This window comes from Leptothoe sp. PORK10 BA2, from assembly GCF_034932105.1.
Lineage (GTDB): Bacteria > Cyanobacteriota > Cyanobacteriia > Phormidesmidales > Phormidesmidaceae > Leptothoe.
The window spans coordinates 31339-43449 of record NZ_JAYGIG010000011.1; the positions used below are offsets into that span (position 1 = coordinate 31339).

Here is a 12111-nt window from a genome sequence, read left to right on the forward strand (position 1 = left end):
CAAATTTTAGTTGCAAAAAGTGATCGCATGTAACTGTGAATTCAGTCTTCCTTTTGACAACCTTAGGCGATATAGATTAGGGTTCGTTTATTAGTACTAGCCCTTACTGTCAGTAAAAGACTTGTGCAACCATTAATTTCTCGTTCATCTAGCTAGCCAGTCAATCCTTACAGCGTTTCCCGAATTTCGTTTTTCCCTAGTGAAATGTTCCCCAACACAGCTTGCCACACCATCAAGTACCGCATTAGCTGCCAACGTAGCTCCAACAAGGCTACTCGTCTAACTTTTCGAGAAACTGCGCCCCGCAATAAAAATCGTCTCAAACCTTATCTTTATGCGGCTAACTACACCGTGAAAAGTGTTGATGATGCCTATCAGCTCTTGCGGGAGTACCTTTACACGAACGGTGTTACAGCTGTAGAAGAACTAACCTTTCCCAGTCGAGGAAAAATTGAGGTGATTCCTGGTGCTGCTTGGTGTGGTGTTCAGGTTAGTATTCAAGTCGATGGCGATGCCACCGATAAAGACGGTGACGTGGGTAATCGTTTAGCAAGCTAGCCACACCTAGTCAGATATTAAAATTGTTCGTCTTCGTAGTTTCCATCCATGGGAGCTGCATTATCCCGTTTAGAACCCAACAGGTCGAGACGCTCCACCCGAATCACAGGGCTAGAACGTTGTGCGCCTGTGGCCCGATCTTGCCAGCTATCAAGTTTCAGAGAGCCCACTACCCCCACTAGACTCCCTTTGCGGACATAGTTAGCGGCGACTTCAGCATTCCGCCCCCACAGCTCTAAATTAAACCAATCAGGCTGATCACTATTGCGAGTCCGTTTATTTACTGCAATGGTGAACTTGCACAGCACATTGCCCGACTCAAAATAACGGACTTCAGGATCTCGTCCTGCCCGACCTACAAGATTTACAACATTTAAACTCATCGCTCTTTTGCCCGCCACTGGATCAACTAACTATAGCAACCGGCTGAAGGCTTTCATCCGGTTGTGCCCCCATACCTACTGGAAGCTATTACATAGCTTTTAGTAGGTATGTTTTGAACTATGGACGCAAAGCCATATTTCAACCAATTTAATATGCAAGACAGACGCCGCTGCCTAGAATGATCCTTAATAAGTCATTCTCATCTCTATAAGCTAGCCTTCCTTTACTCTGGTCGAACAGTCTTTACCGGCAAATTAGAATCTCAGACCGTGTAACCTTGGAGTATGGTAAGTAACGCAGGTTGCACACAGCCTAATCTGGACTCACCACTTGTCAAAGCTAATTTTACTAGGATGAAATACCAGAGTTCAGTAGATTGGTAGTCTATACTCATAAACCTATCCAAATGTTCTAAGCGGGTCTATGTTAATCACTCCACCGACTTTTGGCCGTAATTACGGACTAGACTTGTAGATATAAAACGTAATAGAATCCATTCCGACTTAATTAGTCGTCCATTTGTTTTTTAATAGCTCGTTTGGGGGCACGTCTAACAGTGAGTTTACTCGATCGCTTTTCCTTCTCCCGTGACATGGGCATAGACCTAGGTACTGCCAATACCCTGGTCTATGTTTCGGGTAAAGGCGTTGTCCTACAGGAGCCCTCCGTTGTGGCCAGGGATAAGGACGGCAAGCCTCTAGCCGTCGGAGAAGAAGCCAAGCGCATGCTCGGACGTACCCCCGGCAATATCACGGCCCTGCGGCCCCTGAGAGACGGTGTGATTGCTGATTTTGACACCGCTGAACTGATGCTCAAGCACTTCATTAGGCGAGTCCACGAAGGGCGGGCCCTGGGTATGCCCCGCATTGTTATTGGCATTCCCAGTGGTGTGACCGGAGTGGAGCGTCGGGCTGTGATGGATGCAGCCTTACAGGCTGGTGCTCGCATGGTTTATCTGATCGATGAGCCAGTGGCGGCGGCTATTGGCGCCGGGCTGCCAGTGGCTGAGCCGACGGGCAATATGATTATCGATATTGGTGGCGGCACCACTGAAGTTGCCGTTCTCAGCTTGCAGGGCACCGTGCTCAGTGAGTCGGTCCGAGTGGCGGGTGATGAGCTGAGCGATTCGATTTCGCAATACATGAAAAAAGTTCACAACTTGGTCATTGGTGAGCGCACTGCCGAAGAAATTAAGATTAATATCGGCTCTGCCTATCCCAGTCCCAATGATGGCGAAATCGTTTTAGATGTCCGCGGATTACACTTACTGTCCGGTCTGCCTCGAACGGTGACTGTAAAAAGTGCTGAAATCCGCGAAAGTATGGCAGAACCTCTGTCGGTTATTGTTGAAGCTGTTAAGCGGACGTTGGAACGGACACCACCTGAGTTGGCAGCTGATATTATTGATCGGGGCATTATGCTCGCAGGAGGAGGAGCTTTGCTCAAAGGCTTAGATACTCTGATTAGCCATGAGACCGGCATCGTGGTCCACGTTGCGGCTGATCCTCTCAGTTGCGTAGTGTTGGGTACTGGCCGTGTGCTTGAGAACTTTAGTCAGATGGAGCGCGTATTTAGTGCCCGTTCCCGTGACCTATAGGGATTCTCTAGACGATTGACGACTATTTCTGCAAATTATAAAGATGTTTGCACTTAGACGATGGTGGGATAGATACGCGACAAGGGCAGGTGTAGCTACCCTTGTAATTGCTCTAGCCTGGGCCATGCGTCAGAGCCAGGGAGCAGTCATCTATGAAATCTATCAGGTGCTAACCTCTCCGCTGCAGCCAGGCTTGACTCAAGCGGAACGCTTGGAAAACGCTTATATCCTGGAGCTACAGCAGCGGGTCATTGAGTTAGAAAACCAAAACCAAAGCCTGCGAGACAACATTAGCTATGCCGAGAGCCAAGGCAAGGTAACCATTGCTGCCGTCATAGGACGTAGTGCCGATAGTTGGTGGCAGGAAATTACGGTCAATAAAGGCAGTTTGGCGGGCGTCACCGAGGGGGATACAGCCACTGGCCCTGGCGGATTGGTGGGGCGAGTTGTTAGTGTTTCTCCCAACACCAGTCAAATTTTGTTAGTGACTGATCCGACGAGTCAAATGGGGGTCAAAGTTAGCCGTAGCCGTGCCCTAGGAATTGTACGTGGCAACGTTGACGGTCGGGTTGTGATGCAGTTTTTTGAGACCACTCCAGACGTGAAGCCGGGGGATGTGATTGTCACGTCTTCCTACAGTCGATTATTTCCCCAGGGAGTCCCGGTCGGACGGATCGAAAGTATGGATTTGAAAAAGAGTCCGGCTCCTGAAGCGGTTATTCAACTGTCGTCCCCCCTGAATATTCTGGAGTGGGTAACGCTCCATCCGTTTGAGGCCAAAACCGACGTTAACGCACCTCCCGCAGAAATCATAGACGATGCCTCAACGCCGTAGCTCTAATCCCTTGCTAATCCCTCAGATATGAACTCATCTAAAGGGAAGACTACGCTTTCCGACTTTCAAAAAAACTGTCTTAACATTGCTATTATCGTTGGCTCAGTTTTAGTCTGTCTGCTCCTATCCCCCATGAGGTTTCCTGGGATTGAGCTGTTGGGGGTGGCCCCCAACTGGTTGCTGATCTGGGTTGTGATCTGGAGTATTCACCACCCCATTGTCGATGGGGCCATTGCCGGTATTGCCCTAGGTCTGATGCAGGATGGCCTTACCGGGCCTTTCCCCACCCATGCCCTGAGTCTAATGGCGGTAGGTATGCTGACAGCACGTCTACAGCGTCAGCGTATCATCCAGGAAAATGTCGTGCTGGTGGCCTTCATTGTCTTTGGCATGGCCGTGGTAGGGGCCACAGTCATCGCCCTACAAATGAGCGTTCGTCATTTGCTTTGGCCCAACTCGCCTTACCTGAATCTCTGGCAAATTTGGCGCACTCATCAGCGGGTGGCACTAAGCTCGGCGATCTTAAGTAGCTTGTGGACACCGGCCCTATACTACCCCCTTCATCGTTGGTGGAAAGGTTAGTCGGCTGGGTATTGCCACTACTAATACTGCTAATACTTTACTCGATGAGATTTAAGTCGAGTTGTTCTGAGGAGAGCTTTACGCTGCCTGTAGAACTTGGGTCATGTTTCGGCTTTGGACCGCCTGTAACAGAGTCGGTGCAATAGTGGTTGGTTGATATCGTTTTAAGTAATCGTAGCTACGAATGCCGTTGGTGAGGGCTACGGTGATCATTTCTGCCCGCTGTCCTGCAATGATATCGGCTTCAGTATCGCCGATCATACAGGTGGGCGATGTTTGATAGCCTTGGGATTTCTGCGCGGCAAGGGCACGCTCTAAGAGGGCTACCTTTTGCTCAGCTTGGTTGAGATGGGCTGCATTAATATCCGACGCGCCAAAGATTTCGTCAATATATTGGCTGAGATCATTGGCCTGCAGAAAAGCTTGTACCTGGCGTGGGTGTCGTAGGGTAACCAATACTAACCGTATGCCCATGCGTTTAAGCTGATGGATTGCGGTGTCAGCGCCGGGCTGTAGGGTATCCCACTGTAGCAGATGGGGATGGTTGACAATGCGCTGAACCTGCTGCAGTAGCGTGTCGATTAAGTCTGCGGGCACCCCAGAACGCATGGCAATATCGGTATCTGCTACCCGATTGCGCTTCATCCACCAAAACTGATTTTTTGAAAGAACTTGCAATGGCAAAGTTGCTGCGTGATGTTGTTGATAACTCGCTTGTAGGGTTGAAAGACCTAGCTTGTAGGTGCGATAGTAACGCTCCGAAACGTCCACAATCGGGCCATCAAAATCACAGAATAATACCTGTTTAGAAGGCATGGGTAACGAGGTCATCTGGTTAATAATGTGTGGCATAAAGGATTTGGGAAGGCGCATTCCAGGATCGTCTCTATGAATGATGGATAGATGAAGAATTGTCAAACTACTTAATGTTTCTTTACTTTATCAAGGGAAGCAGGAACCTGCCCAGTGGCATAAAAAGAAAATAAAGTGTCACAGTCTTCAGATATCTTGTGGCGTCATTCTTGTGACTAGAGAATATCTGAATCCCTCTTTAGCCTGGGTAGAGCTGAATTCCAAGCTTAGACTATCCGGCATCTCGATCTAACACTATTGTGACAGGGCCATCATTTTCAATCGAGACTTGCATGGTGGCTCCAAATCGCCCTGTTTCTATCTGTAATCCACTTTGTTGCAGCTTAGCCACAAACTGTTCATATAACTTAATGGCCTGGGCAGGTGGGGCTGCCTGGGCAAATGATGGCCGTCGTCCTTTGCGACAATCACCATAGAGCGTAAACTGACTAATCACCAGTAGGGCTCCCTGAGTATCTTGCACTGAAAGCTCAAACTGACCTGTGTCAGCCGTAGGGAAAAGCCTTAATCCTAGGCACTTTTGTGCCATCCAGTGGAGTTCTGTTTCCGTATCAGTGGCGGCAAACCCCACCAGTAGGGTGAGTCCTCGACCAATGCGACCCACCACTGCGCCGTCTACAACGACTTGGGATGCTGTGACCCGTTGAATGACGACGCGCACTAGCGACCAAAACCATTGCCGCGATTTGGTTTGGATTCTAGGCAAAAGCATTTCTCGATTTCAGTTTTCAGAAAATCATGATCGAGATTCTGCCCAATTAGCACTAGTTGGGTTTTCTGGGGCCGTCCGTTCCATTCTTCGTCTTCTAGGGAAAATCGTTTACCACTGAGGTGAAAGATATGGCGTTTTTCGCTTTCGTCGAACCACAGGATGCCTTTAGCGCGAAAGACATTTTCAGGCAGCTTGTTATCTAAGAACTGTTGAAACTTGCGAATCGCTAGGGGCTGATCCCGCGCAAAGGAAATTGAGGTAAAACCGTCGACGTCTAGGTGGGAGTGGCCATGTTCATGGCTGTGGCCTTCATGATCGTGGTCGTCATGCTCACAGTGACCGTGGTCATGATCACAATCGGTGTGATCATGCTTTGTATGCTGGCTTACTGCTTGTGGGTTGGCGGTGGGGGCATGATCGTGGCCGTCGTGTTCGCCATGGCCATGGTCATGGTCACAATTAGCGTGGTCGTGGTGGTCGTGGTGGTCGTGGTGGTCGTGGTGGTCGTGGGTTTCTGGTTTGGAGGTGTCAAAGTACTGGTCGGACTCAAACAGACCCACGCTCAAAATCAGGGGCAGAGGCACCTGAGCCTGGGTTGTGCGCAAAATGCGAGCCCCTTCTTTGATGTCACGAACCTTTAGTTCTAGCCGGTCTAAATCTCCCTCATCAACTAAATCTGTCTTGTTGAGCAGAATAATATCGCCGTAGGCAATTTGGTTGTGAGCGGCTTGGCTATTGAACAAATCAACGCTGTAGTTCTCTGAATCCACCAAGGTGACAATGGAATCTAGGCGGGTGAGATCCCGCAGTTCGGTGCCTAGGAATGTGAGGGCGACGGGCAGGGGATCGGCCAGTCCGGTGGTTTCTACCACTAGATAGTCAATCTTGTCCTTGCGCTCTAGGACTTTATAGACGGCCTCGAGCAGATCGTTATTGATGGTGCAGCAAATGCAGCCATTGCTCAGTTCCACCATGGTGTCGTCACCGGTGGTGATGAGTAAGTCGCTGTCAATGCCGATTTCCCCGAACTCGTTGACCAAAACGGCCGTTTTCAGACCCTCTTGGTTGGTCAAGATGTGGTTGAGTAGGGTGGTTTTGCCGCTACCCAAAAAGCCGGTAATGATGGTTACGGGCAATCCGTGTTTGGAGTCATCCATCCGTTTTTGGGGCGCTGATATTGCCGCAGTCATAGGGGATTTTTGGAGGGTTAGATAGTCAGTCAGTGGTAGCTCCTATTATCTCGTATTTAGTTAGAACTTGCGGTTTAGCCTTTACTGAAGTAAAGATTTCGGCTTTTTATCCTCGGTTCTTAACGGTCATTACTTCCACAATGGTCAGGGCGCGATCGCTGGGAATGTCTAGAATGCGGTAAAGATCGTCAAGAAACGCTTGCTCCTGGGGGGTAACGTTGCCGTCAGCTAGGACTAAATCGGTGGCGAGGGCAAAGGCTGTGGGTTTGAGTTCAATCGGTAGGGCTGTATTGGCCGACTCCACTAATCGACTGGGACCATGCTGCTGCAATTGCTGTAGCAGGCTATCTTTCATCCGGTTGATCATTTCGTTGGAGTAGCTTTTGAAAAGTCGCATCCGGCTTAGGAGCATATCCATTTCCAGACCTTCTTGGTCGGAGAGGTAGCCGTCGGCTGCGATCGCAACCAAACAAATAGCCGCCAACGCTTCTGCTGGCGTAAGGGATTGCGACTCTGGCAATGGGTCAAAAACCTGATCAAATAGCCCCATAACACCCTAAGAAATAAGATTGGATGCCGGATACCGGTCCAGACTTCCAGACTTATTGTGAAACATCATGGCCCCAAACAAAAAGGAGAAGCTGATCCAGCTTCTCCTTTTTGTTTGGGGGGCTCATATGGGGTTTACCCTAGCCCCCATTAGGGACGGAACCATTAACCTCTAAGCCATCTGACGCATTTCATCTTCTAGCTGCTGCAACAAATGGGTGTTGCCTTGTTCACGGGCCACCGCAATGCGATGCTCCAAAGAGCGTTGGATACTCTCACTATGGCTGCGAGCAGCCTCATGGAGCAGCTGTCGACGCTCATCCATCAAGGGAGTGAGTTCTGCCAATTTACGCTGGAAAGCTGAAAATACCGACTTAAAAGGAGTCTGTTCAACTGACTGACGCTGTCCATGGCGGTCAGTTTGGTAGGCTGCGCCGCGATAAACTAGCACAGATTGAGGCTGGGGAAAGGGCACATGACGCACATAGCTATAGCGATGGCTACGGCCACGGTACTTGCACAGAATGTCGCTTTCAGAAACCTCTAACATCGGCGGATTGTGGTCGTATTTGACACCACGGTAGGTAAGTTTCATCGGTGTGTCTCCTCCTGAATGAGCACTACTAATAGGAATTAGTGCGTTCCTTCGAGCTGCGTAAATACTCTATAAGTAAAGATGTAAACGTTGCTCTACTTCCGTCTCACCGCCCCAGCAAAGGGCAAAGTTATGGAGATGAACGAGGATGTGTTCTGTATCTATTTTTACCGTTTTGCGCTGAAGTTAGCAACTCCTGATATTTCACATCAGAAACTCTGAACAGTCGATTTATCAGGGATTTTCTGGATTTTGTTCATTTCAACGGATAAAAATGTGTCAAAACTTCATGACTTTCGTTGCGGCTGTTCATGACTTAAAAGGAGGTTATGTTTTTTTGTTTAATTGCTTTGGAGGTTTCTCCCCCCAGGTTAACCAGGGGATTTTCCCAGCCATCGGGCCTGACGGATGGTCTATGCTGAAGGAAAACATATTCGCAAAAATTAATATTTGACTTGCTGTTTTTGGTATTTCTATGAAATGCACCATCAACCGTCGGGCTCAGTTTTCCGCCAGCCATCGTTACTGGTTGCCTGAGTTAAGTGACGATGAAAATCAGGCCAAGTTTGGTCTGTGTACCCGTGCTCCGGGGCATGGGCACAACTATGAGTTGTTTATCTCCATGGCAGGTGAGCTTGACGAGTACGGCATGGTGCTCAACCTGTCGGATGTAAAAAAAATTATTCAGCGTGAAGTGACCAGTCAGTTGGACTTTTCGTATTTGAACGATGTGTGGCCTGAGTTCCAGATTGAGCGACCTGAGGCAGGATTGACCACCACCGAGAATATTGCCCGGGTAATTTGGCAGCGACTGGCCCCCCACTTACCCATTACCAATGTCCAGCTGTTTGAAACCTCCACCCTCTGGGCCGATTATCAAGGAAACGCCATGGAAGCTTATTTATCTATCTCTACCCATTTCAGTGCCGCCCATCGATTGGCTCTGCCCTCACTGACGCTGGAGCAAAACCGCGAAATCTATGGTCTTTGTGCGCGGGTTAACGGTCATGGCCATAACTATCATCTAGAAGTGACCATCAAGGGTGAAATGAACCCCCGTACGGGCATGATTGCCGACCTAGTAGAGTTCCAAAATGCCGTTAACACCCACGTGGTGAAACCCTTCGACCACACGTTTTTGAATAAGGATATTCCTTACTTTGCTGAGGTGGTACCCACCGCTGAGAATATTGCGGTGCGTATTTGTGACTTGCTACGGGAACCGATTAAGCAAATTGGAGCCAGTCTACATAAGGTAAAGCTGATCGAGAGCCCCAACAACTCGGCTGAAGTCTATTGTGAGGAAACGTCTGCTCCCAGAGTCTCTTTTGCTAAGGAAACCCCTGAGCTAACTGCTGTATAGGCTCGGAAAAATTTCTACTAGTAAAAAAACACTAGTTTTGATGCTGACCAATCAGCAAACCCATCGTCCCATCGAGCGTCATTACGTCATCCCAAGGAAGTTATGCCTACGGGATCGCCACAGGCAGTTTACTGCTGTACATTCATGGGGATCGCCACGCGCTTACGTAGGGACTGGGCCCGTCGCTTAGCTGTCATGTTATTAGGTTCCACTTTAAGGGCCTGTTCGTAACTTTCTAAGGCTTGCACGGTGAGTTGCTTCTTTTCGTAGCTATGGCCCAGATTATTCAGGGCGGTCACATAGCCCGGTGTGATTTTGAGGGCAGCTTTGTATTGGCGAATGGCTAAGTCAAACTGGCCTTGGGCAAAGTAGGAGTATCCTAGGGCGTTGAAAATGAGTGGTGCGTTTTCTTGTTCTTCTTCTTCCGTGAGGGCTTTTAGGGCCTGCTGCATGTAGAGGGCGGATTGGGAAAAGAGCTTTTTATCTAGCAGTAAGCTGCCGAGTTCGTAATATTCTTGGGCGGTGCCTTTTTCTTTGGTGAGTTTATTTTGCAGACGGCCCAAGGTCGTCTCAACTCGTCGAGTCTTGAAGACTTGGCGAATGATGAAAAAGGCTGACAGTCCTAGCAGCGTTAGCAAGATGCCAAGGTACGTCAAAAACAGGGTGCTATTTTCCATGAACTCGCTTAATCGGTTATTGCGTACAGTGGTGGTCTGGAATATTCTCCCATGGTAGCTACCGTAACCCCCAGTGGGCAGCCCGATCTTGTAACCAACCTTCTTCATCCCATTGGCGCAGGGAATGATTAATGGCTTGGCGTAACTCGCTATGCTGAGTTCCTTTGGGAATTGCGATCGCAACCGGTTCTACAGAAATCACCTGATCCAGTAGTCGGTAGCGGCTATTTTGCTGCTGCCAGCCCGTTAGTAATGACACATCTCCCGCAAAGGCATCTACCTGATCCCGGTCCAGTTCCGTAATGGCCTCTTCATAGGAGGAAACCATGACTAGACTGGCGTTGGGCAGTTGCTGGCGGACATGGGCCAGGGTGCTGGAATCTTGGAGCACGGCAATTCGGTGTAGATCGTCAAGATCAGCTACCTGGGGGGATGTGGTGATAAACCCGGTGCCGTCTAAATAGTAGGGCAGGCTAAAGCTGGTAATGCGCTGACGTTGGGCGGTGACGGTGATGGATGCGATCGCAATATCCACATCCCCATTGACCACCCCATTGAGCCGCTCTCCATTGCTCACCGGGCGAAACTCCACAGCGGTTTCATCCCCAAGTAGATCCAAGGCCAATCGACGGGCAATATCAATTTCAAACCCACTCAGCTCACCGTTGACATCCCGATAGCCCAGGGGATACCAGTTATCCTTAACCGCCACAATCAGCCGACCACGGGATTCAATCTCAACTAATTCTGCCGCATTAACAGTTGGGGGCACAGTAACCTGTGCCCCCAACTGTAAACCTATAGCCAGCAAACATCGCCACATATGGCGGTACTAGCCTTTTTTACCAGCTAACTCGACCACCTTGGTAAAGGTGCCCGGATCCAACACGGCCATTTGGGCCAGCATCTTGCGATTAATTTCAATATTCGCCGTTTTTAGGTCGCCAATCAAGCGGCTGTAGGTAGTGCCGTTAAGACGAGCTGCCGCATTGATGCGAGTAATCCACAGTCGGCGGAAATCCCGCTTCCGATTTCGGCGGTCACGATAGGCATACCGCAAGGCTTTCATTACCTGCTGGTTAGCCGTACGGAAAAGTTTAGAGTGGGAGCCCCGATATCCCTTTGCAAGCTTGAGGATTTTCTTGCGGCGCTTGCGAGCTACATTGCCGCGTTTTACACGTGCCATACTAGGTGGTTATTTAGCTAGAAAAACAATTGAATTGAAATTATCTGTAAGGTGATTGCAGGCAGTCATCTTACAAATAAGGCATCATCCCTTCGATGTTGGGAATATCAGCATCTACCACAACGGCTTTCTGGGATAGACGATTTTTACGGCCAGCTGACTTATGCTGTAGCAAATGGTTCTTAAACGCCTTACGACGCATAATTTTGCCACTTCCGCTGCGGCGGAAACGCTTGGCAGCTGCCCGACGGGTCTTAAGCTTGGGCATGGTTTTACGGTTTTACGTTTAAATGTTTAACCGGTCTTACAACGGTTTTTCACGGCTTACCAGTTTACTACGTTCATAGTGCTTGCTTCAATAGCCCAGCCAAGAATGATCTGAAATGGCCATCGGGCGCTAGCCGGTTACATTAGACTCAACCCATGTCGAGCAACAGGAAATCACCCATGCAGTTAGTGGTTTTAGGTGGCCCAGGTTCGGGCAAGGGCACCCAAGCAAAAAAACTCAGCGATCATTTTGGCATCCCATGGATTTCCACGGGAGACGCGCTAAGGGCAGAAATTGCCGCTGACTCAACGCTAGGGCAGCAAGTGTCGGAAACCTTGGTGCGGGGTGAACTGGTGTCGGATAACGTGATGATCGATTTGATTAAAGTCCGTTTACAGCAACCTGATGTCGCCCAGGGTTGGATTTTGGATGGCTATCCTCGCACCGCCTTCCAAGCCGAAGAACTGGATTTTTTCCTAGATACCCTCACCCTGCAGGTGAATTATGTCATTTGGCTAGAGCTACCGGCCCACTGTCTGATCGAACGCTCTGAAAATAGGGGAGCGATTGATGATAACCCTGAAGCACTGCGTCGTCGCATTGAAACCTTGGCCGCCATCACCCTACCCATGTTGGAATACTATGACTATCGTCAACGACTGTTGCGGGTGGATGGCAACCAATCCCCGGATGATGTGAAGCGGGACATTTTGGCAGGGATTAGCTAGTTGGGCTGCCCTAG

The 12111-nt window shown here is 49.4% G+C and carries 16 protein-coding genes and 1 riboswitch; of the genes, 6 read left to right on the plus strand and 10 right to left on the minus strand.

The features are described 5' to 3' along the window. Nucleotides 1–204: 204 nt before the first annotated feature. A complete protein-coding gene (locus tag VB741_RS05020) occupies nucleotides 205–558 on the plus strand; it encodes a hypothetical protein (protein WP_323364049.1) in 354 nt (117 codons plus the stop codon). 17 nt (nucleotides 559–575) lie between these two features. On the opposite strand, the gene VB741_RS05025 is transcribed toward VB741_RS05020, so the two are convergent. Next, complete coding sequence (locus tag VB741_RS05025) at nucleotides 576–941, minus strand: single-stranded DNA-binding protein (protein ID WP_323364050.1); 366 nt, start codon at nucleotides 939–941, stop codon at nucleotides 576–578. 557 nt (nucleotides 942–1498) lie between these two features. Here VB741_RS05025 and VB741_RS05030 point away from each other — a divergent pair. The 3 genes from VB741_RS05030 to mreD are packed head-to-tail and all read left to right on the plus strand — an operon-like array spanning nucleotide 1499 to nucleotide 3956. Then, nucleotides 1499–2539 (plus strand): rod shape-determining protein, encoded by a 1041-nt coding sequence (locus VB741_RS05030; RefSeq protein ID WP_323364051.1) that lies wholly within the window; start codon nucleotides 1499–1501, stop codon nucleotides 2537–2539. 43 nt (nucleotides 2540–2582) lie between these two features. Continuing rightward, complete coding sequence (gene mreC / locus VB741_RS05035; protein ID WP_323364052.1) at nucleotides 2583–3374, plus strand: rod shape-determining protein MreC; 792 nt, start codon at nucleotides 2583–2585, stop codon at nucleotides 3372–3374. 27 nt (nucleotides 3375–3401) lie between these two features. Continuing rightward, complete coding sequence (mreD, locus tag VB741_RS05040) at nucleotides 3402–3956, plus strand: rod shape-determining protein MreD (protein WP_323364053.1); 555 nt, start codon at nucleotides 3402–3404, stop codon at nucleotides 3954–3956. Between the two features lie 78 nt (nucleotides 3957–4034). On the opposite strand, the gene VB741_RS05045 is transcribed toward mreD, so the two are convergent. The 5 genes from VB741_RS05045 to pirA form a co-directional block, all read right to left on the minus strand. Further along, nucleotides 4035–4787 (minus strand): HAD family hydrolase, encoded by a 753-nt coding sequence (locus VB741_RS05045; RefSeq protein WP_323364054.1) that lies wholly within the window; start codon nucleotides 4785–4787, stop codon nucleotides 4035–4037. Between the two features lie 253 nt (nucleotides 4788–5040). Then, a complete protein-coding gene (gene dtd, locus VB741_RS05050) occupies nucleotides 5041–5490 on the minus strand; it encodes a D-aminoacyl-tRNA deacylase (protein ID WP_323364055.1) in 450 nt (149 codons plus the stop codon). Further along, nucleotides 5490–6731, minus strand: a complete 1242-nt coding sequence (locus VB741_RS05055) for a CobW family GTP-binding protein (protein ID WP_323364056.1) — start codon at nucleotides 6729–6731, stop codon at nucleotides 5490–5492. The genes dtd and VB741_RS05055 overlap by 1 nt, the downstream gene beginning before the upstream one ends. Nucleotides 6732–6837: 106 nt before the next feature. Next, nucleotides 6838–7281: a tellurite resistance TerB family protein gene (locus VB741_RS05060; RefSeq protein WP_323364057.1), complete on the minus strand. Its 444-nt coding sequence runs from the start codon at nucleotides 7279–7281 to the stop codon at nucleotides 6838–6840. 171 nt (nucleotides 7282–7452) lie between these two features. Beyond that, nucleotides 7453–7875 carry an arginine synthesis PII-interacting regulator PirA gene (pirA, locus tag VB741_RS05065; RefSeq protein WP_323364058.1) on the minus strand — a complete coding sequence of 141 codons (423 nt, stop codon included), beginning with the start codon at nucleotides 7873–7875 and terminating at the stop codon, nucleotides 7453–7455. 40 nt (nucleotides 7876–7915) lie between these two features. Further along, a riboswitch (Glutamine riboswitch) is annotated at nucleotides 7916–8022 on the minus strand. A gap of 328 nt (nucleotides 8023–8350) precedes the next feature. Here pirA and VB741_RS05070 point away from each other — a divergent pair. Next, nucleotides 8351–9238, plus strand: coding sequence for a 6-carboxytetrahydropterin synthase (locus VB741_RS05070; RefSeq protein WP_323364059.1), 888 nt, complete (start codon nucleotides 8351–8353; stop codon nucleotides 9236–9238). Nucleotides 9239–9366: 128 nt separating this feature from the next. On the opposite strand, the gene VB741_RS05075 is transcribed toward VB741_RS05070, so the two are convergent. From VB741_RS05075 to rpmI, 4 genes are all read right to left on the minus strand, one after another. Further along, nucleotides 9367–9915 (minus strand): tetratricopeptide repeat protein, encoded by a 549-nt coding sequence (locus tag VB741_RS05075; RefSeq protein ID WP_323364060.1) that lies wholly within the window; start codon nucleotides 9913–9915, stop codon nucleotides 9367–9369. 58 nt (nucleotides 9916–9973) lie between these two features. Beyond that, nucleotides 9974–10687: a transporter substrate-binding domain-containing protein gene (locus VB741_RS05080; protein ID WP_323364061.1), complete on the minus strand. Its 714-nt coding sequence runs from the start codon at nucleotides 10685–10687 to the stop codon at nucleotides 9974–9976. 60 nt (nucleotides 10688–10747) lie between these two features. Further along, on the minus strand, nucleotides 10748–11101 hold the full coding sequence (gene rplT, locus VB741_RS05085) for a 50S ribosomal protein L20 (protein WP_323364062.1): 354 nt from the start codon (nucleotides 11099–11101) through the stop codon (nucleotides 10748–10750). A 70-nt stretch (nucleotides 11102–11171) separates the two neighbouring features. After that, the gene (gene rpmI, locus VB741_RS05090; protein ID WP_323364063.1) at nucleotides 11172–11369 is read right to left on the minus strand and encodes a 50S ribosomal protein L35; all 198 of its coding nucleotides are present in this window, start codon (nucleotides 11367–11369) and stop codon (nucleotides 11172–11174) included. A gap of 179 nt (nucleotides 11370–11548) precedes the next feature. Here rpmI and VB741_RS05095 point away from each other — a divergent pair, with 179 nt between their 5' ends. Further along, nucleotides 11549–12097, plus strand: a complete 549-nt coding sequence (locus VB741_RS05095; RefSeq protein ID WP_323364064.1) for an adenylate kinase family protein — start codon at nucleotides 11549–11551, stop codon at nucleotides 12095–12097. Nucleotides 12098–12111 lie beyond the last annotated feature (14 nt).